A 21,671-nucleotide genomic window follows, 5' to 3' on the forward strand; every position below is an offset into this window, starting at 1 on the left:
TCTACTCAGCCTCAGCCTCAGTGGAAGCGGCTGCGGCCTCTTCCTTCTTGGCCTTCGGGGTGATTGCCTCGGGGACGATCACTGACTTCTTTTCGGGAGCCACGAAGGCTTCCTTCGGAGCCTTGGTACGCAGGGTACCTTCCTGGCCTTCGATGTTCTTGAACTTCTGCCAGTCACCGGTGATCTTCAGCAGTGCTGCGACCTGCTCGGTCGGCTGGGCGCCGACGCCGAGCCAGTACTGCGCACGGTCGGACTTGATGTCGATGTACGACGGTTCCTCGGTCGGACGGTACAGTCCGATTTCCTCGATGGCACGGCCATCGCGCTTGGCACGGGAATCCATGACAACAACGCGGTAGTGTGCTGAGAACTTCTTGCCAAGGCGCTTAAGGCGAATCTTTACGGCCACTTTTGTGGTCACTCCTGATCTGAAATGGGGCGAACCCGTACTTCTGCTCCCGTGGGGCGGGCCATAACGTTGGGGTTCAAAAGGACAAGATACTGCACGGAGAGAGGGGCCGCGCAGATCGAGTACCTGTCCATTGTGCCAGACGGGACCATCTTTCGCGACTCGCGGGACCGCCGGGCCCGCCTGGCGCCCGGTTAGGCCGCCGCAATCCGGATGCGGTTGCGCCAGGGATCCTCGAAGCGCAGTTCGGCGCCGGTGTGGTGGCTGCCGATTCCGGCGGATTTCAGCCGGTCAGCGAGGGCCCCGACGTCGTCCTGGCCGGGCACGGTGATGAGCACCTCGCCAAGTCCCAGGGTGTCGCGCCGGGGGCCGGCACCCCTGCTGTTCCAAACGTTCATGGCCATGTGGTGGTGGTATCCGCCGGCCGAGACAAAAAGTGCCTGGCCGTGGAAATCTGCGGTCCGCTCGAATCCGAGGGTGTCGACGTAGAACGCGGCGGCAGTGGCGGTGTCCCCTACCTGCAGGTGCACGTGGCCGACGCCGGCTCCGGCCTCCGACACTCCGTCGACGGCCGCCTGGGAGAGATGCTTCCGGAAGTAGTCCTGGGGCGGCAGCGCCAGGGAGGCCATCCTGACGGTCCTGCCGTTCACATCCTGGTCCCAGTCCCAGCTTTCACGCGGACGGTCCCAGTAGAGTTCAATGCCGTTCCCTTCCGGGTCGGTGAAGTAGAAGGCTTCACTGACCAGATGGTCGGCGCTGCCAACGTAGGCTGCCGGGTCGTACTGCGCGGCCAGTGCCACAGTGGCGGCGAGGTCCGCCTGGGTTCCAAAAAGGACCGCGGTGTGGAACAGGCCTGCCTCCCCGCGCGCCGCGACCTGCAGCCCCGCGGCGGGCGCCAGATGCACCACGGGAACCGTGCCGCGTCCGAGGAAAAGTCCGCCGTCGGCTTCTGCGACCACCTCAAGCCCGAGAGCGCCCTGATAGTAGGCGGCCATGGTGGGCAGATCCCCCACCTTGAGCATGACCGTCCCCATGGACAGGTCAGCCGGCAAAAGGTCCGCAGAATTTACTTGAAGGTTCATGCAATCAATATTACTTGAAGCTTCAGGTAATTCCAAGTGGCCGGACCCTTCCGAAGTCAGAAGCGGACGCGCATGGCTACCCGGCGCCCGGCCTCGTCCAATCCCAGCTCCGCCTCGTGCAGGCGCAGCTGGGCGAGCTCCCCCTGCGGTTCAATGACTTCAAATCCACAGCTGCGGTAGAACGGCGCGTTAAAGGGCACATCCGCAAAGGTGCAGAGGGTCATTCCCGGATAGCCGTGGGTCTGTGCCCACTCAAGGGCAGCGCTGACAAGCAGCCGCCCAAGGCCCGCGCCGGCGGCGGCGGGGCGGACAGACAGCTGCTCCAGATGGGCGAACCCTTCCACCTCCTCAATCCTGGCGAATCCCGCTATCGGTTCGCCGATCACCAGGACCTGCCGGGCGGCCGCGAGTTCCGCCGTACCGGCCGGTGGAGGCAGTCGGTGCAGTTCGCTGCCGCGCACGCCGGGCGCTGAGGCAAGCAGGGTATCCGAGGCTGCCTCAAGCGCTGGAAGGACGGCAAGATCGGCCTCCGTTGCCGTTCTGAGCGCAGGCATCAGCCGGCCGCTGCCGCTGTGGCTGGCTGACTGCGGCGGAGGAATTCAGTGATGGCGTCCTGCCCCGGTTCGGTGTCCTGCGGCCGGTGGTTGCCTCCGACCACCCGGTGTTCGGCGCCGGTGGAGGCAAGGAAACCCGCAACTTCTTCATACAACGGTTCCCACTCCCCGGTCAGGACGAGGGTGGGGACGCCCGGAACTATCTCCAGCGGCGCTTCCCAGGGTGGTGACTGCATCCGCTGCCGGGCTGCAGCATGCGGATCTCCCCCGGGGGCACGGGCAGCGTCAGCGGAAAACACCAGGCGGCGGTATTCGGCAGCATAGTCGCCGTCGCTCAGGTGCCGGGCGTTGCCGAAAAGCGCTGCCAGATGGCTCCGGTGTGCCGAGGTCGCCGGCAGGTCGCGGGTCAGGGAAAATACGGCAGGCTCACACAGGGTGAGGGACCAGACGCGGTCCGGTGCCTCAACCGCAGCCATCATGGCGGAAATAGCGCCTTCGGCATGCGCGACGACGTGGCCGCCGGCACCGAGCGCGGCCAGGACCGCACCGGCGTCGGCCCGGTGATCGGTGGGTGCCGGAGGCAGGTCCGGCCGGTAGCCGTGACGGCGCAGGAACAGGCAGTCATACCTTCCGGCCAGGGCATGCTGCCGGGGCCAGGCCGCGGCGCCAACGCGGCCGGCACCGTGCACAAAGACAACGCGTTGCTGAGCCATCCAAACAGCGTATCGCCGCAGGGGCAACGCGGCTTAACCCAGCAGGTGGGACACTTCCGGCAGGCGCGGCATCATGGCCGGCGCTTCCGCCCGGTGGGAGATTGCCGCAGAGACCGGCTGCCCATCCACCAGTTCTGCCACGTCCTGCAGTTCCAAGGCGCCCAGCCCGGCAGCCAGACGGGCCACCTCCGGCGGTTCGAGCAGGAGCACGCAGTCGGCCACGGAAAGAAACCGGGCCTGCACGGAGCCGCCCGCGGCACGGAACTCACGGGTGTCAGCAGCGACCGAGCCGCCGTCATAGACAAACGCCAGCGCTCCGTCAGCAGGTGCCGGCGCCACGGAACAGTCAAAAACAAGCATCCTTCCGGATGTGACCCGGTCTCCGAGGACCGCAGATGCCTGCCGGGCCGCAGCGGACCTCGGGTCCTCGCCGGCTTTGACCACACCGCCGGGCAGTACCCAGGGGCCGTCGCCGTCCCGCACCACCAGGACAGCGCCGGAACCGTCGCGGATCAGCACCGAGCTGTCTATCCTGCGGCGGAAGACGCTGCCGTAGAAGCGTGTGAGTCCCTGTCCTGCCAAGCTGGCCTCCGCACCGGATAGTTACCGCGTGAATTCGCAGAAGCCTATCCGGTGCCGGGTCAATTGCCAGCGCCTTTGCAGGCAGCTGCCGGGTGTTTTACTTCCCGAGGAACTTCTCGAAGCCCTTGGGCAGGTTCAGCGACGAGGGATCGAAGTCGTCGCCCTGCTGGCCGAAGGCCGCACCGGACGGCAGTGATTTGCGGGCACCGGCACGCCGGGCCTCCGCCTCGGCGAGTTCCTGGGCGGCCTTGGCCGGGTTGCCGGAGCGGGCCTTTTTCTTACCCTTGGCCGCCTGCTGCTTTTTGCGTCCGCCGCTGAAACCACCCGGGCCGGCCACTCCGGGCATACCGGGGATGCCTCCGCCGGCAGCCATCTTCTTCATCATCTTCTGGGCCTGGGCGAAGCGCTCCAGCAGGCCGTTGACTTCGGAGACGTGGACACCGGAACCACGGGCAATCCGGGCGCGCCGGGAGCCATTGATGATCTTCGGGGCGACCCGCTCATGCGGGGTCATGGAGCGGACGATTGCTTCCACCCGGTCGATTTCGCGCTCGTCGAAGTTCTCCAGCTGCTCACGCATGCCGGCTGCGCCGGGCATCATCATCAGCATCTTCTTCATCGAACCCATGTTGCGCAGCTGCTGCATCTGGGCCAGGAAGTCGTCGAGGGTGAAGTCCTCCTGATCGGCGAATTTCTTCGCCATGCGGGCGGCTTCGTCCTTGTCCCAGGACTTCTCCGCCTGCTCGATGAGCGTGAGGATGTCGCCCATGTCCAGGATGCGGCTGGCCATGCGGTCCGGGTGGAAGACCTCGAAGTCCTTCAGGCCTTCACCGGTGGACGCGAACATCACGGGTTTGCCGGTAATCGAGGCCACGGACAGCGCGGCACCGCCGCGGGCATCGCCGTCGAGCTTTGTCAGGACCACGCCGGTGAAGTTCACGCCCTCGTTGAACGCCTGTGCGGTGGCGACGGCGTCCTGCCCGATCATCGCGTCGATGACGAAGAGGACTTCGTCCGGAGTGATCGCCGCGCGGATGTCTGCTGCCTGCTGCATCAGTTCCGCGTCAACGCCCAGGCGTCCGGCGGTGTCCACAATAACGATGTCGTGCAGCTTGGTCCGGGCTTCTTCGACACCCTGGCGGGCGACGGCAACCGGATCCCCGGTTGCTGCCTCGAACTCGGAGCTCACGCCGGGGTGCGGTGCGTAGACCGGAACGCCGGCGCGTTCGCCGTTGACCTGCAGCTGCTTCACGGCGTTGGGACGCTGGAGGTCGGCGGCGACCAGCAGCGGGCTGTGGCCCTGGTCCTTGAGGTAGCGGGACAGCTTGCCGGCCAGCGTCGTCTTACCGGCACCCTGAAGGCCAGCGAGCATGATGACGGTTGGGGGGTTCTTCGCGAAGGTGAGGCGGCGGGTCTGTCCGCCCAGGATGCCAACGAGTTCCTCGTTGACGATCTTGACGACCTGCTGGCCCGGGTTCAGGGCCTGGGACACCTCGGAGCCGAGGGCACGTTCCTTGACCGAAGCGGTGAAACTGCGGACCACGGGGACGGCGACGTCGGCGTCCAGGAGCGCACGGCGGATTTCCCGCACTGTGGCATCAACGTCGGCCTCGCTCAGCCTCCCCTTGCCACGCAGGTTCTTGAACGTGGAAGTCAACCGGTCAGACAGTGAATTGAACACGCGCTGCGCACTTCTTTCATCGGGTAGTTCGCCATGTTTGCCAGGCCCAGCTGTTAAGGGTACCAAGCGCCGGTGGGTATTTGCCGCTGGGTTCCCATCTGGCCCCCGGCGGCAGGAAGGGTTCCGGCACACCGCGGGCCTCCATGGTCATCTTCCTGCAAATGCAGGAACCGCCCGGCTGGATGGCAGCCGGGCGGTTCCTTTACTGAGATTACTGAGATGCCCTGGGGTGAAAACTAAAGCGCGGAGTCGCCCCGCTCACCGGTGCGGACGCGCAGCGCCTCCTCGACGTTGGTGACCCACACCTTGCCGTCGCCGGCACGGCCGGTGTTGGCGGTGGAAACCAGGACGTCCACGATGTCATTGACCCATTCGTTGGCGGCCAGAACCTCAACCCGGATCTTGGGCAGCAGGTCCACGGTGTATTCAGCGCCGCGGTAGACCTCGGTGTGGCCCCTCTGCCGGCCGTAGCCGTTGGCCTGGCTGACCGTCAGTCCCTGGACGCCGTAGCTTTCCAGTGCGCCGCGGATTGAGTCGAACTTCTCCGGCCGGACGATTGCGGTTACGAGTTTCATGAGTTGACGCTCTCCTTGGTGGCTGCGGGTGCGGTTTCGGCGACCGGGCGGAACGAGCCGCCTACGCCTACTCCGCCGAGTTCGTAGGCGGTCTCAGCGTGTTCGCTGAGGTCTACGCCGTTGAGTTCCTGTTCCTCGGAGACCCGGAAGCCGATGGTCTTGTGGATCGCCAGGCCGATGATCAGGGTCATCACGGCCGAGAAGATGATTGCCACCACTGTCGCCACGATCTGGGCGCCCAGCTGGGCCAATCCGCCGCCGTAGAACAGGCCGCCGCCAACGCCGTCGACCGGCAGGGCGATGAAGCCCAGGGCCACGGTTCCGATCAGTCCGGCGACTAGGTGGACACCCACAACATCCAGGGAATCGTCATAGCCGAGCTTGTACTTCAGTCCGACGGCGAGCGCCGAGACGATGCCGGCCACCAGGCCGAGCCCGAGTGCTCCGACCGGGCTGACGCTGGCACAGGCGGGGGTGATGGCCACCAGGCCGGCCACGATGCCCGAGGCTGCGCCCAGGGAGGTGGGGCGGCCGTCGCGGATGCGTTCGGTGATCAGCCAGCCGACCATGGCGGCTGCAGGTGCTGCGAGGGTGTTGACCCAGATCAGGCCGGCTTCCTCCGCAGTCCCGGCGGCACCGCCGTTGAAACCGAACCAGCCGAACCACAGCAGGGCAGCGCCGAGCATCACAAACGGAATATTGTGCGGGCGGTGGCTGGGATCGGTTCCGAAGCCGCGGCGCTTGCCGATGATCAGGGCCAGGACCAGGGCCGCGACACCGGCGTTGATGTGCACGACCGTGCCGCCGGCGAAGTCAATGGCTTCCCCGACCACCGAGCCGATGGCGCCTTCGGCCCCGAGCAGGCCGCCGCCCCAGACCATAAAGGCCAGCGGGCAGTAGACCAGGGTGACCCAGACCGGCACGAAGACGGCCCAGGCGCTGAACTTCGCGCGGTCTGCGATGGCACCGCTGATCAGGGCGACGGTGATGATGGCGAACGTTGCCCCGAACCCGGCGCTGATCATGTCCTCGGTGCCAATCAGGTCCTCAAGGCCGAAGGACGCGAAGGGGCTGCCGAAGAGGCCCGCGACGCCCTCGCCGCCCGTCATCGAGAACCCCCAGAGCACCCAGACGACGCCGACCAGCCCGATCGATACGAAGCTCATCATCATCATGTTCAGTGCCGCTTTGGCGCGGGTCATGCCGCCGTAAAAGAATGCCACTCCGGGGGTCATGAGCAGCACCAGGGCCGCCGATACCATCACCCAGACGTGACCTGCTGACAGATCCATCTCCACGTCCTTCCACGTTCCGCGGGCATCTCCCGCACAGAGAACTCTGCCGGGGCGAGGTTTCGGCATTCGGCCGGATCTATTGCCGGCAGATTACAAAGCGGGCTGCCGGGTAAAAGGGCAGTGACGGACAGGTTTCCGGGAGATTTCCCGACGCCGGATCCGGGCCGGTGCGGCGTCCCGGGGCTTGTGTGCAGGCCACGGCTAGGATGTTCCCTGAGTCTCACTACCCCCGGAGGAATATCCCCCATGCCTGACAACCCGCCCTTGCCCGGACGGACTTCGACCCCTGGAGAAGACAACCAGGACCTGCCCAGCCGCCGGCACCAAAGGCCAGCCCGCCCAAGCAGGGGGAAGTGGATAGCCGCCGGAACCGCGGCGGTCCTCCTGGCCGCAGCAGGAATCAGCATTCCGCTGCTCCTCAATGATTCGGCGGCACCGGCCCTCGTGGAGCCCGAGACCACAGCCGTGGCCGAGGAAACCCCGCTCCCGCCGGAACCCGCGTTCGCCTACTACAGCCAGATCGGCCCGCCCGAGGGATCTCCCCTGACTGCAGTGGAGCCGCTGGCCCTGACAGTGGGCGAAACCACGACCGGAACATCGCTGCCCGCCGGGCTGGTTGGGCTCTCCCTGGAAGCCACGGACCTGGCCGATCCGGCCATGTCCGGTGACAACGCCGAGATGGTGCAGTCCCTCAGCGGGCTGGGTAATCCGCTGCTGCGTTTCGGCGGCAATGCCGTGGACAGGCGCTTCTTCTGGACCTCGGCCAACGAACCGGTCCCGGGCAACCTCACCGGGGACAAAGCCCATCCCGTCCGGGCTGTGACCCCCGCGGATCTGGAGCGGGTCAATACCCTTCTGGTTGCGCTGGATGCCACCATCAACCTGACCGTGGACCTGGGCAACTACGATCCAGCACGTGCTGCGGACATGACCGCCCATGCCTCCCGCATCTTCGGTGAGCGGCTCGTGGGCGTCACCGTTGGCAACGAGCCCAACGGGTACGCGGGCAACGGACTGCGTGAGCCCGACTGGACCGTCGAGGATTACCTCACCGAGCTGAAGGCCTACGCACAGGCAATGTACGACGCCGCACCGGACGTCAAGATTGTTGGCCCCGGCGTGTACTCCCAGTCATGGTGGGAGCCCTTCGCAAAGGTCGAACTGCCGCAGGAAAAGATCTTCTCCTTCCACCACTATCCGCTGTCCAGCTGTGATGCGGCGAAGGACCCGGGAGGGGCGCCCGTCCTGGCGAACCTGATGAGCCAGAACATCCATGACCATGCCGACCGGTACCGCGGCGCTGCCCTGGACCCTGCCAACGCAGCCGGCCTGGAAACCTGGATCACCGAGACCGGCGTTTCTGCGTGCCCCGGCTCGAATGAGACCACGAAGACCCATGCATCGGCACTCTGGGCCGCCGACTACGCCATCAGCGGCGCCCAGCTGGGCGTCAGCCGCCTGAGCTTCCACAGTTCACTCATCACGTGCACGGGCGGACCGCCCATGTCCGCCATCTGCACCGGCGGGCAGTACCTGCAGCCCGACGGAACCGTGGATGAGCGGGCAAACTTCTTCGGTCTGTCAATGATCGCCGAGATGCAGCCCGGCGACTTCCTGAAGGTCGAGGAGGCCGGCGGCGGCATCAGCCACTCCTACGCCGTGCACCACGCCGACGGCAGTATCAGCGTGGTCCTGGTCAATGCCAATAATCCGGAAACCGATGCGCAGATGAGCGTCAGCCTGAAGCTGCCCGCCCGTCCGCTCACCGCCGCGATGACCCAGCTGACGGGTTCCTCCTTCGCCTCCGAGGACAGCACCCTGATCGACGGCCAGCGCGCCGAGGCGGTGCCGGTCAGCGAGCGGCTCACCCTCCCCGGATTTGCCTACGGTTCCGAAACCCAGGAGTTCGTCCTGACCGCCGGCACGGTAACCATCCTGAACTTCACGTTCCAGGATTAGTTCAAGCAGTAGCCGGGTCCCGGCGCCCACGGCACGTAAAAAGCTCCCCGCGCCGAACCGGTGCGGGGAGCTTTATACGTTACGGGGCGCTCAGGAGAGCAGCGCGTCCACGAATTCCTCGGCGTCGAACGGTGCCAGGTCATCCGGGCCTTCGCCCAGTCCCACCAGCTTGACCGGCACCCCGAGGGTGCGCTGGATGGCGACGACGATCCCGCCCTTGGCGGTTCCGTCCAGCTTGGTCAGCACAATGCCGGTGATGTTAACGACCTCGGCGAAGACCTTCGCCTGGGTCAGCCCGTTCTGGCCGGTGGTGGCGTCCAGGACCAGGAGGACCTCGTCCACCTCGGTCTGCTTTTCAATCACGCGCTTGACCTTGCCAAGCTCGTCCATCAGACCCACCTTGTTCTGCAGGCGCCCGGCGGTGTCGATCAGGACGGTGTCCACTTCGCCGTCGATTCCGGCCTTCACGGCTTCAAAGGCAACGGACGCGGGGTCGGCGCCGTCGACGTCGGAGCGCACGGTGGGCACGCCCACGCGCTGACCCCAGGTGGCCAGCTGTTCGGCCGCTGCGGCACGGAAGGTATCCGCAGCCCCCAGAATCACGTCCTTATCCTCGGCGACAAGCACTCGGGCCAGCTTGCCGACCGTGGTGGTCTTGCCGACGCCGTTGACACCGACCACCATCACGATGGAGGGCTTGTCCGCATGCCGGTCCACGGCCAGGGAGCGGTCCATCGTGGGGTCCACCAGCTTGATCAGCTCTTCGCGCAGCATGGCGCGGACCTCTTGGGGGTCACGGCTGCCGGAAATCCGGACGCGTTCGCGCAGGGCGTCCACCAGTTCCATGGTGGGTTCGGTACCGAGGTCTGCCAGCAGCAGGGTCTCCTCGATTTCCTCCCAGACGTCCTCGTCGATCTTGTCGCTGGAAAGCAGCGCCAGCAGGGCCTTACCCAGGGCGTTGTTGGACTTTGAGAGCCGGGCCCGCAGCCGGGCCAGCCGGCCCTGAACGGGTTCGGGGGTCTCCAGCGCCGGGGCGTGGGGCTCGGCCGGAGCTTCCTCGAGGTCCCGCAGGTCGTCGGGGACGGTGACGGCGGTATCCGTCCCGGGCTCGGCCGTTCCGGGACGATCCAGGACGGCGGTGCTGCCGCCGGGCTGGTCGTCGGCGTCGCGGGTCGTGGGGTATGTGCCCTTGGGCATGCGGCGGGTGCGCACCAGCAGCGCCGCGACCGAGCCGATCACGGCAAGCCCGATGACCACATAGATCACTATCGAAAGAGTCTCATTCACGCTTTCCAGCATGTCATACGCCACAGCTGCGGGGCACCCGCAGCTGTGGGTGCACGCACCGCCGCCCCCACCGGGCGGAACCGCCGGGGACTCTGCGAGAATCAGAACATCATGGTGCGTTCTCCCCGGATTCCGATCCCCCGCGAAATCAAAGTCCTTATCGCTGCTGCGTTCCTCATCGCCCTGGGCTTCGGCCTGGTGGCGCCGGTCCTGCCGCAATTTGCCCAGAGCTTCAATGTGGGCGTGGCCGCGTCCTCGGTGGTTGTCAGTGCCTTCGCCTTTACCCGGCTGGTCTTCGCCCCGGCGGGCGGAGCCCTGCTGGAGAAACTCGGCGAGCGCCCGGTCTACGTGATGGGGCTGCTGATCGTGGCCCTCTCCACCGCGGCGTGCGCGTTTGCCGAAAACTACTGGCAGCTGCTGATCTTCCGCGGCCTGGGCGGCATCGGCTCCACCATGTTCACGATTTCGGCGATGGCCCTGATCATCCGCCTGGCCCCGCCTGCCATCCGGGGACGGATCTCGGGAGCGTATGCCTCGTCCTTCCTGCTCGGCAACATCGGCGGACCGCTGCTGGGCGGGCTGCTGGCCGGCTTCGGGCTCCGGGTGCCGTTCCTGGTCTACGCGGCAGCGCTGCTGATCACCGCCGTCCTGGTGGCGTTCCTGCTCCGGGACGCCAAGGGCACCAGGCCAGACCCGGACGCCGCTCCGGCTCCCGCCAACCTGACTGTCCGCGAGGCCCTCTCCGATTCCGCGTACCGGGCCGCCCTGGTCTCCAGCTTCGCCAACGGCTGGTCCTCCTTCGGCGTCCGGAACTCACTGCTGCCGCTGTTCGCGGCAGCAGTGCTGTCCGCCGGCCCGGAAATCGCCGGCATCTCCCTGACCGCCTTCGCCGCCGGCACTGCCCTTGCCCTGACCTTCTCCGGCCGGCTGGCGGACAGCTGGGGGCGTAAACCACTGGTCATCACGGGCCTGGCCATCAATGCAGCAGCCACTGCCGCGATCGGTTTCTCCGGTTCCGTGGCGGTTTTCCTGATCGTCTCCGGGATTGCCGGAATCGGCACCGGCCTGCTGAACCCCGCGCAGCAGGCGGCGGTGGCCGACGTCGTTGGCTCCGGCCGCAGCGGCGGCAAGGTCCTGGCCACCTTCCAGATGTCCTCCGATACCGGTGCCATCATTGGGCCCATCCTCGCCGGCGTGCTGGCCGACCGGCTCGGGTATACCTGGGCCTTCGCGGTGACAGGCGCGATCGCTGCCGTGGCGCTGCTCGTCTGGCTTGGTGCCCGCGAATCCCTGGCACCGCAGATGCGGGTGAAGCGGACCCGCGGAACGCCAACTACCATCGAGGAATGAAGCCCTTCCTGCTGCTGGCCTCGCGCGCCGAAGACGGTGCCGCCGAGGAGGAGTATGAGTCCTATCTGAGATTCGGCGGCCTGCTCCCCGCCCAGCTTCACCGGGTCCGGGTGGAAGCCGCTCCCCTGCCGGCGATCGACCTGGACCGCTACAGCGGGATCATTGTGGGCGGCAGTCCCTTCAACTCCTCCGACCCGGAGGAAACCAAATCTTCCCTGCAGCTGCGCGTGGAGAAGGAGCTCGGGGCCCTGCTGGACACTGTGGTGGCCCGGGACTTCCCGTTCCTCGGCGCATGCTATGGAGTTGGCACGCTGGGCCGCCACCAGGGCGCCGTCGTTGACCGGCAGTTTGGTGAGGCCATGGCGGCGGTCCCCGTGACCCTCACTGCCGAGGGCCGCCGGGACCCGCTGCTGGAGGGCCTCCCCGGCACCTTTGCTGCGTTTGTCGGCCACAAGGAAGCCGTTTCCAAACTCCCGGCGCACGCCGTCAACCTGGCCGGCTCCCCCGGCTGCCCGGTGCAGATGTTCCGGGTCCGTTCGAACCTGTATGCCACGCAGTTCCATCCCGAGCTGGACGTGGCCGGCCTGCTGACCCGCATTTCGGTTTACCGCAATGCCGGGTATTTTCCGCCGGAAGAAGCCGATGCCGTGATGGACTCGATCCGTTTCCAGGAAGTCACCGACCCTCCGCTGATCCTGCGGAACTTCACCGCCCGCTACGCGCGCTAGCCTCAGCGGGACAGCCAGCCGCGTCCCGCAGGTCACCGGGACCGGGTCAGACGGCCGCCTTGTCCAGCCGCTGGCTGATCACCGCCGAGACGCCGTCGCCGCGCATCGATACCCCGTACAGCGCATCGGCCACCTCCATGGTGCGCTTCTGGTGCGTGATGACGATCAGCTGGCTGGATTCGCGCAGCTCTTCGAAGATGGTGATCAGCCGGCCCAGGTTGGTGTCATCCAGCGCCGCCTCGACTTCGTCCATCACGTAGAAGGGCGAGGGCCGTGCCTTGAAGATCGCCACCAGCAGCGCGACGGCGGTCAGCGACCGTTCGCCGCCGGAGAGCAGTGAGAGCCGCTTGATCTTCTTGCCGGCCGGACGCGCCTCCACCTCGATCCCGGTGGTGAGCATGTCCCCGGGGTCCGTGAGCACCAGCCGTCCCTCGCCACCCGGGAACAGCCGGCCAAAGACCCGCTCGAATTGAACGGCCGTGTCCTGGAAGGCCGCGGTGAAGACCTCTTCCACCCGCTGGTCCACTTCCCGGATGATGTCCAGCAGGTCCTTGCGGGTGGCTTTCAGGTCCTCGAGCTGGGTGCTGAGGAACTGGTGGCGTTCCTCGAGCGCCGCGAATTCTTCCAGCGCCAGCGGGTTGACCTTGCCCAGCGAGCTCAGGTCCCGTTCGGCCCGTTTGAGCCGTTTCTCCTGCTCGGCACGGTTGTAGGGGACGCCCTCCGTGAGCGGGTTGCCGTCCTCGTCCACGGGAACGTGGAGGGCGGCCCATTTACCCGCCGCTTCGCTGGCCTCCACCGGCACCGGAACCGGCTGATCCGGTCCGTACTCCGCGACCAGGTGGTCGGCGGTGATGCCGAGTTCCTCCACGGCCCGGGTTTCCAGTGCTTCGATCCGCAGCCGTTTCTCGGCGCGGAGCAGTTCCTCCCGGTGAACCGAGTCGGTGAGTTTGGCCAGTTCAGCGGTGGCTTCGGCCCTGGCCGCCCGTACGGCAGCCAGTTCGGTGTCCCATTCGGCCCGCACGGCTTCTGCCTCATCGCGTTCCGCTGCGGCAGCTTCCAGGGAAGCGTCTGCCCAGCGCCGGACGGCCGCTGCGGCTTCGGCAACGGCTGCCGCACGCGCTGCCTGCGCGGCACGTTCCCGGGCACGGACGGCTGCGGCGGCCCGGGCCCGGCGTTCGGCGGCCGCCGCCCGCTCCAGGGACTCCGCCCGTCCGGCGACGGCCTTCAGCCGCTCCTGGGCCGAGCGGAGGGACAACCGGGCGTCCATCTCTGCCTGCCGGGCCTGGGCGGCGGCGAGCGCCAGGGCGTCCCGCCTGTCTGTGGAAGGCTCCCCGGCATCGTCAGGGCTCTCCTGCGCCGCGGCGAGCCGTTCCGTCACCGCGGCCAGCTGTTCCTGTTCCCGGGCCAGATTCGCCTCGGCGGCTCCGGCCAGGTGGGAGAGCCGTTCCGCTTCCCCGGCCGCTGAGCGCAGCAGGGATCCCAGCGAACCCAGCCGTTCCCCCACGGCCGCCAGCCGGGCATCGGAGTCATGCAGTTCCGCGAGCGCCGCATCAACCAGTGCCTGCGCCGCCTTCCGTTCGCCGTCGGCACCGGCGATCGCGAACCGGGCTGCCTCAGCACGGGCCGTTGCTTCAGCCAGCCGCGCCTCCGTTTCCTCCACGGCGGCCTGGATCTCGATCAGCCCGGGAGCACTGGTTGACCCTCCCCGGGCGCTGAAGGCGGAAAGCACGTCGCCGCCGGTGGTCACAGCGGTCATCCCGGGCGCGGCCGTCAGCAAGGCAGCGGCGTCCGCCAGCGAGGGAACCACGACGACGCCGCGCAGCAGGGCGCGCAGGGCAGCCCCCGTCCCGGAGGCGGCCTCGACCACGTCCACGGCGCGGACACAGCCGGCAGGCATCTCCGGCAGGTCCGTTGCCGGTTCAGTCCCCGGCTCTGACGACCCCGGGCCGGCGTTGTCCAGGCCAGCGTTGTCCAGGCCGGCAGGAGCGGCCGTTCCGGCGAAGACCAGCGAAACCTGGCCGGCTCCGGATTCCCTGAGCAGGGCGAGCGCGGCGAGCGCGGGTTCGGTGCCCCGGACGGCCAGGGCCTCCGCGGCCGGGCCCAGAGCGGCGCTGACCGCCCGCTCATAACCGGGACGCACACTCAGCAGATCGGCCAGGGGCGCCAGGATCCCGTCGATCCCGGCTTCCAGCAGCGCCTGGGACCCGTCCCTGCGGTCCAGTCCCACGGCCAGCGCATCCCGCCGGGCGGTCAGCGTCTCCCTGGCGCGGACGGCTTCACGTTCCTGGCCCTGCAGTTCCGCCAGCCGTTCCTCCGCTGCTTCGAGCCGGGCAACGGCTTCTTCATAGCGGGCGTCCAGGCCCTCTTCACCGGCTTCGGCGCCGGCTGCCTGGTTTTCCAGGGCGGTGAATTCCGCTTCCGCGCTCCGGCGGCGCTCCTCCCCCTGGCTGATGGAGGCCCGCAGCCGGCCCAGCTCCGCTTCTGCTGCTTCCACCCGGGAACGGGCGGCAGCCACGGAACCGGCGAGGCGTGCCAGTCCCTCCCTCCGGTCCGCGGCAGCGCGCAGGAGGGAGGCCAGACGGCGTTCTTCGGCCGCAGCTTCCTCCTCCGCTGCGGACCGGATTTCCACGGCGTCCTCGAGCGCGCCCTCCCGGTCTTCGGCCTCGGCCTCCAGATCGGCGGCTTCGGCGCGGATCCGTTCCGCCTGTGCCTGCAGTTTCTCCGGGTCGCGTCCGGGGTCCGGGGCCGCGTCGGTGGAGCCCAGCAGGCGCTGGCGTTCCTGGGCGAGCACCTGCAGCGAGTTCAGCCTTTCCCGGGTGGAAGAAAGCAGGTACCAGGCGTCCCGTGCGGCGTTCACACGGGGAGTAGCCACGGCCGCCAGCCGTTCCAGTTCGGCCAGCCGTGCCCCCTGGACCTGGACGGCCTGCTCCACCTCCCGGCGCCGTTCCTTCAGCGCTGCTTCGGCGGCAGTGTCCCGCTCGACGGCGGTGGACAGGGTCACCAGGTCATCGGCCAGCAGACGGGCGCGGGCGTCCCGCACGTCCAGCTGGACCTGCCGTGCCCGCCGGGCAACGGCGGCCTGCTTGCCCAGCGGCCCCAGCTGCCGGCGCAGTTCCGCGGTCAGGTCGGTCAGCCGGGCCAGGTTGGCCTGCATGGCATCCAGCTTGCGGACGGTCTTTTCGCGGCGCCGGCGGTGCTTGAGGATCCCGGCGGCCTCTTCGATAAAGCCGCGGCGGTCCTCCGCTGAGGCGTGCAGCACCTTGTCCAGCTGGCCCTGCCCGACGATCACGTGCATTTCCCGGCCCAGGCCGGAGTCGGAGAGCAGCTCCTGGATGTCCAGCAGCCGGCAGGCCGCTCCGTTGATGGCGTATTCGGAACCGCCGGCGCGGAAGAGGGTGCGGGAGATGGTGACTTCGGAGTACTCGATGGGCAGGGCGCCGTCGGAGTTATCGATGGTCAGGGAAACCTGCGCACGCCCCAGCGGGGGGCGGCCCGACGTGCCTGCGAAGATGACGTCCTCCATCTTGCCGCCGCGCAGGGTCTTCGCACCCTGCTCCCCCATCACCCAGGCCAGGGCGTCCACCACGTTGGATTTGCCCGAGCCGTTCGGACCGACAACAGCGGTCACCCCCGGCTCGAACTCAAAGGTGGTGGCCGATGCAAAGGATTTGAAGCCCCGCATCGTCAGTGTTTTTAAGTGCACTGGCCTCTGTCTCTCGTTTGTGGAAGATTCCCTAAAGCCACCGCTTCCCCCACACTTAACCGCAGTACTCGCAGAGCGTAATCCGGGCTTTCGCGCTTTCCAGGCCCGGCAGGAAAGTAGGCTTCTAGAAGAATCATATGGTTCGGCGGCGCCGTTTCGGGTTACAACCAGGCCCGGACCGCGATCTTTTGGCAGCAGACAAGGCAGGCATTTTGAGCGGGAACTTCAACTTCCACCACACCAACACCGCACTCCTGAGCGTGAAGAGCGTAGAGGCGCCCGTCGTTGTCAGCTCACCGGAATTCGATGAGCGGCTCTCTCCCTCCCTGAAACGGCTGCGCCTGTCCAAAGGCCTGCTGGAGCGGGTGGCAGGGGTCAGCGAGCGCCGATGGTGGGCTCCTGGCACCACCTTCGAAGACGGCGCCATCGAAGCCGGTGCAAAGGCCATGGCCGAGGCCGGGGTGGAGCCGGCGCAGATCGGGCTGCTGATCAACACCTCCGTGACGCGCAAGAACCTGGAGCCGTCCGTCGCCGTCAAGATCCACCACCACCTCGGCCTCCCCTCCTCCGCCCTCAACTTCGATCTGGCCAATGCCTGCCTGGGATTTGTGAATGGCATCACCATGGCCTCCAACATGATCGAGTCCGGGCAGATCGACTACGCGCTGATCGTTGCCGGAGAAGATTCCCAGGGCGTCCAGGAAGCGACGTTCGGGCGGCTGAACCGGGAGGACTCCACCCGGCAGGACTACCTGCGGGAATTTGCCACACTGACCCTGGGCAGCGGCGCCGCAGCCGCCGTGATCGGCCGCGCCGCGGACCATCCCGGTTCGCACCGGATCCTGGGCGGGGTGTCCCGGGCCGGAACCGAGCACCACGAACTGTGCGTCGGCGGCGAAGGCGGTATGTACACCGACACCAAGGGCCTGCTCGACGGCGGACTGGAGCTGGTGGTCACCGCCTGGCACGAAGCCCAGGCGAACGGTTGGGACTGGCAGGGCATGGACCGGTACGTCACCCACCAGGTCTCCAATTCCTACACGAACGCGATCATCAAGGCAGTGGACCTGGACCGGGAGCGGGTGCCGATCACCTTCCCGCGTTGGGGCAACGTGGGGCCGGCCTCCCTGCCCATGACCCTGGCGCAGGAAGCCAGGACCCTAACCCCCGGGGACCGTGTCCTGTGTATGGGCGTTGGTTCGGGCCTGAACACCACCATGATGGAAATCGCGTGGTAGCTGAACTCTGGCCCGGTGTTCCGGCCGCCTGGTCCCGCTATGTCCAGGTTCCCTCCACCGCCGCCGTCGACCGTCCCGGAGCCCAGCACAAGTGGCACGTCCTGGACAACGCCCCGGACCTCAGGTCCCGGGGCGTTGAGCCTGCCGGCACCCTGCTCTGCGTGCACGGCAACCCCACCTGGTCCTACCTCTGGCGGACGCTGGCCGCTGCCGGCAGCACCTCCGAACGTCCCTGGCGCGTCATCGCCGTTGACCAGCTGGACATGGGCTACTCGGCCCGCACCGGCACGTTCCGGCGGCTCGCCGACCGGATCAGCGATCTGTCCGACCTCACCGCGGCATTGGCACTGGACGGCCCGGTGGTCACGGTGGGCCACGACTGGGGCGGCATCATCTCCCTGGGTTGGGCACTGCAGCACCGCCGGAACCTGGCGGGCGTTGTCCTGACCAACACCGCCGTACACCCCGCCGGCTTCTCGCTCCCGCCGGCCCTCCGGCTCGCGCTCCATCCCGCAGTGCATGGCTGGGGCACTGTCAGCACCGATGCCTTTCTCCGGGTCACCCATGCCCTGGCCCAGCCGGCGCTGGCTCCGGAGGTCCGCCGCGCCTTCGCCGCGCCGTACCGCGGTTCCGCGCGGCGCAGCGGCGTCGGGAACTTCGTGGCGGATATTCCCGCGGATGAGACCCATCCCAGCTACCGGGCCCTGACCCGCGTCGCCGAAGGAATCCGCGGGCTGAAGGTCCCCGTCCTGGCGCTCTGGGGCCCCAAGGACCCGGTCTTCTCCGACCGTTATCTGCGGGACCTGATCACCAGGCTGCCGCACGCGGACGTCCACCGGTTCGAAGGCGCAGGCCACCTGCTGCCCGAAGACCGGGACATCGCCGCTCCGGTGTTCAGCTGGCTGGAGCAAAAGGTCAGCGCCCCCAGCCCGGCGGCAGGAGCCACCGCAGAATCCTCCGCAGGAGCCGGTGCCGGGCAGGCCCCCTTCCGGCCCATGCTTGCGGAACTGGATGAGCGCTCCGGTGATGACTCCCCCGCCGTCGTGGACATGGCTCCGGCCACCGGCGGCACCGCAGCCGTTCCAACAACCCTGTCCTGGAAGCAGCTCGGCGCCCGGGTGGACGCCCTCGCCGCAGGGCTCACCGGGATCGGCGTCCGCCCGGGGAACCGGGTGAACCTGCTGGTGCCTCCGGGCATCGAGCTGACCTCGCTGATTTACGCCTGCCTGCGGGTAGGCGCCGTGGTGGTGGTGGCCGACGCCGGCCTGGGCACCGCCGGGCTGAGCCGGGCCATCAAGGGCGCAGGCCCGCAGTTCATCGTCGGAATTGAACGGGCAATCACCGGGGCCAGGCTGTTCGGCTGGCCCGGACAGCGCATCCTGGCCGGCGAAGCGGCGCCCCTCCGGCGCAGGCTGCTGGGCGTGGAGCACACGGTTTCCGAGCTGGTCGAGGCTGGCACCGGCAAACCGGTTCCGGACCACCGCACGGACCCCGATGCCGACGCCGCCGTCCTCTTCACTTCCGGTTCCACCGGACCGGCGAAGGGCGCCGTCTACACGCACCGCCGGCTCGCCGCGATGCGGGACACCCTGAAAGCGACCTATGACCTGCGGGCCGGTTCCGCCCTGGTGGCCGGGTTCGCACCGTTCGCACTGCTGGGACCGGCACTCGGCGCCACCTCGGTGACCCCGGACATGGACGTCACGGCGCCGCGCACCCTGAGCGCCCGCGCGCTGGCGGACGCAGCGGCCGCCGTCGGCGCCACCACCGTTTTCGCCTCACCGGCCGCCCTGGCCAACGTGCTGGCGACGGCGGAGGAGCTCAGCGACGCGCAGCGGGCCGCCCTCGCCGGCGTGGACCTGCTGCTCTCCGCCGGGGCGCCCATCCCGGAAGCGCTGCTGAGCCGGGTTCAGCTGCTGGTGCCGCAGGCAGCCCTGCACACCCCGTACGGCATGACCGAGGCCCTCCCGGTCACCGACATCAGCCTGGAGCAGATCCGCAAGGCCGGCACCGGCAACGGTGTCTGCGTCGGGACCGCCGTCGCAGGGGCACGGGTGGCCATCGCACCGCTCGCCGCGGACGGCTCCGCCGGAACCGGGCTCTCCGACGCACCGGGCGTTACCGGGGAAATCCTGGTCAGCGCCCCGCATGTGAAGGACCGGTATGACCGGCTCTGGATCACCGAGGAGCACAGTTCCTCGGTGCCCGGCTGGCACCGGACCGGAGACGTTGGGCATTTCGACGCCGACGGCCGCCTCTGGGTCGAAGGCCGGCTGGGCCACGTCCTCACCACACCCGCCGGGCCGGTCACACCGGTCGCGGCGGAGCAGGCTGCCGAGAGCGTGCCCGCAGTGCGGCTGGCCGCACTGGTCGGCGTCGGCCCCGCCGGAACGCAGGTGCCGGCGGCGGTCATTGAACCCGCCGGCGGCACCCGAAGGGCAGGCCCGGCCGATCAGGAGACGGCAGCGGCCGTCCGGGACGCCGTCGCCGCGGCCTGCGGGCTGGATCTCGCAGCGGTGCTGGTTCTGCCGCAGATGCCCACCGACATCCGGCACAATTCCAAGATCGACCGCGCCGCCCTGGGGACCTGGGCCGCGCAGGTCCTGGCCGGCGGCCGGATCAGCGCACCGGGAGCCCGCCGATGAGCCGGCGCATCCTCGTCACCGGTGCCAGCGGCCTGCTCGGCGGCGCCGTGGCACAGCTGCTTGCCGGCCGCGGGCATCAGGTCCGCACCTTCCAGCGCCGGCCGGCAGCCGGCTCCGGACTGGAATCGGTGGCCGGCTCCGTGACCGACCCTGCCGCCGTGGCACGGGCAGTGGAGGGAATGGACGCCGTCGTGCATCTGGCGGCCAAAGTGTCCTTCACCGGTGCGTGGTCCGAGTTCGAGGCAACCAACATCGAGGGCACCCGCAATATCCTCTCCGCCGCCCGCGCCGCGGGGGTCCGGGACCTGGTCTTCGTTTCTTCCCCGTCCGTGGCGCACTTCGGCGAACCGATTGCCGGTGCCGGCGCGGGTCAGGCCGATCCGGACCAGGCCCGCGGCAACTATGCCCGGTCCAAGGCCGCGGCGGAACTGCTGGCCCTCGCCGCCGATTCCACGGAATTCCGGGTCACGGCGATCCGCCCGCACGTCGTCTGGGGTCCCGGCGATACCCAGCTGGTGGAACGCGTGATCGACCGGGCGCGCTCCGGCCGGCTGCCGCTGCTCGACGGCGGAGCGGCCCTCATCGACACCACCTACGTGGATAACGCTGCTGCGGCGATCGTCCGCGGACTGGAACGGATGGAGCACGCCCACGGCCAGGCGCTGGTGGTCACGAACGGCCAGCCCCGCACCGTCGGTGAGCTGATGTCCGGTATCTGTGCCGCCGGCGGCGTCCGGGCACCGGGCTTCAGTGTCCCGGGCTGGGTGGCGCGCGGAGCGGGGAGCATCATCGAGAAGGCCTGGCTGGCGGCAGGCGCACGCGGCCTGGTCCACGATGAGCCGCCGATGACCCGGTTCCTGGCCGAGCAGCTCTCCACCTCCCACTGGTTCGACCAGCGGCACACCCGCGAGGTGCTGGACTGGACTCCCGAGGTCTCCATCGACGAAGGAATGCGCCGCCTGGCCGGCCACTACGGCGGCACGGCAGGACACCCCCGGACGGCGGGCACCATAGGATGACAGGGATGAAAAGCACAGCACTGATCCAGGACTGGCCCGCCGAGCACGCCGCAGCGGCGGTCATCGCCGCAGACGGCACCGTACTGGGAGCCGACGGCGAGCAGCGCCGGCGCTTTCCGCTGGCGTCGGTGACCAAGCTGCTCACGGCGTATGCCTTCCAGGTTGCGCTCGAAGAAGAAGCGGTTGCCCTGGATGATCCCGCCGGCCCGCCCGGTTCCACGGTTTCCCATCTGCTGGCCCATACCGGCGGTTACGACTTTGGCGACCGCACCGTCCGGTATGAACCCGGTACACGGCGGCTGTACTCCAACGCCGGCTTCGAAGTCCTGGCCGAGGCGCTGGAGGAGGCCACCGGAATAGCGTTCGCTGACTATCTCCGCGAAGCTGTCCTGGCGCCCCTGGGCATGGCGGACACCACGCTGGAGGGTTCCCCCGCAGCCGGTGCCGTTTCCACCGCAGAGGACCTGATCCGGTTCGCCGCGGAGCTGCAGGCGCCCCGGCTGATCACGCCCGGGTCGCTGGCCGCAGCAACCACCGTCGCTTATCCGGGGCTCGCCGGGGTCCTGCCCGGCTTCGGCCGGCAGAAGGAGAACGACTGGGGGCTGGGATTCGAAATCCGGGACAGCAAGTCCCCGCACTGGACCGGCAGCACCAATTCGCCGCGCACGTTCGGGCACTTCGGGCAGTCGGGGACGTTCCTGTGGGTCGATCCCGATCTGCAGGCAGCCGCCGTCGTCCTGACGGACCGGGATTTCGGTCCCTGGGCAGCGGAAGCCTGGCCGGTCTTCAACGACGCGCTGGTTGCTGAGCTGCGCCGGAACTAACGCCCCGGCACTGCTGAGAACCCCGGC

17 protein-coding genes are annotated in these 21,671 nt (G+C 68.3%); 7 read left to right on the top strand and 10 right to left on the bottom strand.

The genetic code is table 11. The annotated features are described in order from the left end of the window. Position 1 precedes the first annotated feature (1 nt). The 8 genes from rpsP to ArtHe_RS08235 all read right to left on the bottom strand — a co-directional run bounded on the left by rpsP (position 2) and on the right by ArtHe_RS08235 (position 6,888). Positions 2–409 (bottom strand): 30S ribosomal protein S16, encoded by a 408-nt coding sequence (gene rpsP, locus ArtHe_RS08200; protein ID WP_066303060.1) that lies wholly within the window; start codon positions 407–409, stop codon positions 2–4. Positions 410–603: 194 nt separating this feature from the next. Further along, a complete protein-coding gene (locus tag ArtHe_RS08205) occupies positions 604–1,491 on the bottom strand; it encodes a VOC family protein (RefSeq protein WP_248319537.1) in 888 nt (295 codons plus the stop codon). 56 nt (positions 1,492–1,547) lie between these two features. Continuing rightward, positions 1,548–2,045: a GNAT family N-acetyltransferase gene (locus ArtHe_RS08210; protein WP_248319538.1), complete on the bottom strand. Its 498-nt coding sequence runs from the start codon at positions 2,043–2,045 to the stop codon at positions 1,548–1,550. Further along, the gene (locus ArtHe_RS08215) at positions 2,045–2,758 is read right to left on the bottom strand and encodes an alpha/beta hydrolase (RefSeq protein WP_248319539.1); all 714 of its coding nucleotides are present in this window, start codon (positions 2,756–2,758) and stop codon (positions 2,045–2,047) included. The genes ArtHe_RS08210 and ArtHe_RS08215 overlap by 1 nt, the downstream gene beginning before the upstream one ends. A 33-nt stretch (positions 2,759–2,791) precedes the next feature. Beyond that, positions 2,792–3,340, bottom strand: a complete 549-nt coding sequence (locus ArtHe_RS08220; protein WP_248319540.1) for an NUDIX hydrolase — start codon at positions 3,338–3,340, stop codon at positions 2,792–2,794. 97 nt (positions 3,341–3,437) lie between these two features. After that, positions 3,438–5,021 carry a signal recognition particle protein gene (gene ffh / locus ArtHe_RS08225; protein ID WP_066303072.1) on the bottom strand — a complete coding sequence of 528 codons (1,584 nt, stop codon included), beginning with the start codon at positions 5,019–5,021 and terminating at the stop codon, positions 3,438–3,440. 236 nt (positions 5,022–5,257) lie between these two features. Beyond that, entirely contained in the window at positions 5,258–5,596 is a 339-nt protein-coding gene (locus tag ArtHe_RS08230) for a P-II family nitrogen regulator (RefSeq protein ID WP_066303074.1), read from the bottom strand. Continuing rightward, the gene (locus ArtHe_RS08235) at positions 5,593–6,888 is read right to left on the bottom strand and encodes an ammonium transporter (RefSeq protein ID WP_066303075.1); all 1,296 of its coding nucleotides are present in this window, start codon (positions 6,886–6,888) and stop codon (positions 5,593–5,595) included. The genes ArtHe_RS08230 and ArtHe_RS08235 overlap by 4 nt, the downstream gene beginning before the upstream one ends. Positions 6,889–7,137: 249 nt before the next feature. Here ArtHe_RS08235 and ArtHe_RS08240 point away from each other — a divergent pair, with 249 nt between their 5' ends. Then, a complete protein-coding gene (locus ArtHe_RS08240) occupies positions 7,138–8,850 on the top strand; it encodes a hypothetical protein (protein ID WP_248319541.1) in 1,713 nt (570 codons plus the stop codon). 90 nt (positions 8,851–8,940) lie between these two features. Here ArtHe_RS08240 and ftsY read toward each other — a convergent pair whose 3' ends face one another. Then, entirely contained in the window at positions 8,941–10,137 is a 1,197-nt protein-coding gene (gene ftsY, locus ArtHe_RS08245) for a signal recognition particle-docking protein FtsY (protein ID WP_248319542.1), read from the bottom strand. A gap of 111 nt (positions 10,138–10,248) precedes the next feature. On the opposite strand from ftsY, the gene ArtHe_RS08250 reads away from it, so the two are divergent. Continuing rightward, on the top strand, positions 10,249–11,487 hold the full coding sequence (locus ArtHe_RS08250) for an MFS transporter (protein WP_248319543.1): 1,239 nt from the start codon (positions 10,249–10,251) through the stop codon (positions 11,485–11,487). Continuing rightward, on the top strand, positions 11,484–12,215 hold the full coding sequence (locus ArtHe_RS08255) for a glutamine amidotransferase (protein ID WP_248319544.1): 732 nt from the start codon (positions 11,484–11,486) through the stop codon (positions 12,213–12,215). Before ArtHe_RS08250 ends, ArtHe_RS08255 begins: the two co-directional genes overlap by 4 nt. Before the next feature lie 46 nt (positions 12,216–12,261). Here ArtHe_RS08255 and smc read toward each other — a convergent pair whose 3' ends face one another. Continuing rightward, on the bottom strand, positions 12,262–15,918 hold the full coding sequence (gene smc, locus ArtHe_RS08260; RefSeq protein ID WP_248319545.1) for a chromosome segregation protein SMC: 3,657 nt from the start codon (positions 15,916–15,918) through the stop codon (positions 12,262–12,264). A gap of 212 nt (positions 15,919–16,130) precedes the next feature. On the opposite strand from smc, the gene ArtHe_RS08265 reads away from it, so the two are divergent. Genes ArtHe_RS08265 through ArtHe_RS08280 form a run of 4 tightly spaced genes read left to right on the top strand, consistent with a single transcriptional unit; the run spans position 16,131 to position 21,644 of the window. Next, a complete protein-coding gene (locus ArtHe_RS08265; protein WP_248319546.1) occupies positions 16,131–17,156 on the top strand; it encodes a 3-oxoacyl-ACP synthase III in 1,026 nt (341 codons plus the stop codon). Continuing rightward, positions 17,150–19,801: an alpha/beta fold hydrolase gene (locus tag ArtHe_RS08270; protein ID WP_248319547.1), complete on the top strand. Its 2,652-nt coding sequence runs from the start codon at positions 17,150–17,152 to the stop codon at positions 19,799–19,801. Before ArtHe_RS08265 ends, ArtHe_RS08270 begins: the two co-directional genes overlap by 7 nt. Next, complete coding sequence (locus ArtHe_RS08275; protein ID WP_248319548.1) at positions 19,798–20,820, top strand: NAD-dependent epimerase/dehydratase family protein; 1,023 nt, start codon at positions 19,798–19,800, stop codon at positions 20,818–20,820. The genes ArtHe_RS08270 and ArtHe_RS08275 overlap by 4 nt, the downstream gene beginning before the upstream one ends. 5 nt (positions 20,821–20,825) lie before the next feature. After that, complete coding sequence (locus tag ArtHe_RS08280) at positions 20,826–21,644, top strand: serine hydrolase domain-containing protein (RefSeq protein ID WP_349238395.1); 819 nt, start codon at positions 20,826–20,828, stop codon at positions 21,642–21,644. The last annotated feature ends 27 nt before the right edge of the window (positions 21,645–21,671 follow it).

Source organism: Arthrobacter sp. Helios (assembly GCF_023167125.1).
GTDB lineage: Bacteria > Actinomycetota > Actinomycetes > Actinomycetales > Micrococcaceae > Arthrobacter_B > Arthrobacter_B luteolus.

Bases quoted from the DNA above. Each gene is read 5' to 3' on its own strand.
- ArtHe_RS08240 (WP_248319541.1), top strand. From the start codon at position 7,138: ATGCCTGACAACCCGCCCTTGCCCGGACGGACTTCGACCCCTGGAGAA.
- ArtHe_RS08275 (WP_248319548.1), top strand. From the start codon at position 19,798: ATGAGCCGGCGCATCCTCGTCACCGGTGCCAGCGGCCTGCTCGGCGGC.
- ArtHe_RS08250 (WP_248319543.1), top strand. From the start codon at position 10,249: ATGGTGCGTTCTCCCCGGATTCCGATCCCCCGCGAAATCAAAGTCCTT.
- ArtHe_RS08205 (WP_248319537.1), bottom strand. From the start codon at position 1,491: ATGAACCTTCAAGTAAATTCTGCGGACCTTTTGCCGGCTGACCTGTCC.
- ArtHe_RS08280 (WP_349238395.1), top strand. From the start codon at position 20,826: ATGAAAAGCACAGCACTGATCCAGGACTGGCCCGCCGAGCACGCCGCA.
- ArtHe_RS08230 (WP_066303074.1), bottom strand. From the start codon at position 5,596: ATGAAACTCGTAACCGCAATCGTCCGGCCGGAGAAGTTCGACTCAATC.
- ArtHe_RS08235 (WP_066303075.1), bottom strand. From the start codon at position 6,888: ATGGATCTGTCAGCAGGTCACGTCTGGGTGATGGTATCGGCGGCCCTG.
- ArtHe_RS08210 (WP_248319538.1), bottom strand. From the start codon at position 2,045: ATGCCTGCGCTCAGAACGGCAACGGAGGCCGATCTTGCCGTCCTTCCA.
- ArtHe_RS08215 (WP_248319539.1), bottom strand. From the start codon at position 2,758: ATGGCTCAGCAACGCGTTGTCTTTGTGCACGGTGCCGGCCGCGTTGGC.
- ArtHe_RS08255 (WP_248319544.1), top strand. From the start codon at position 11,484: ATGAAGCCCTTCCTGCTGCTGGCCTCGCGCGCCGAAGACGGTGCCGCC.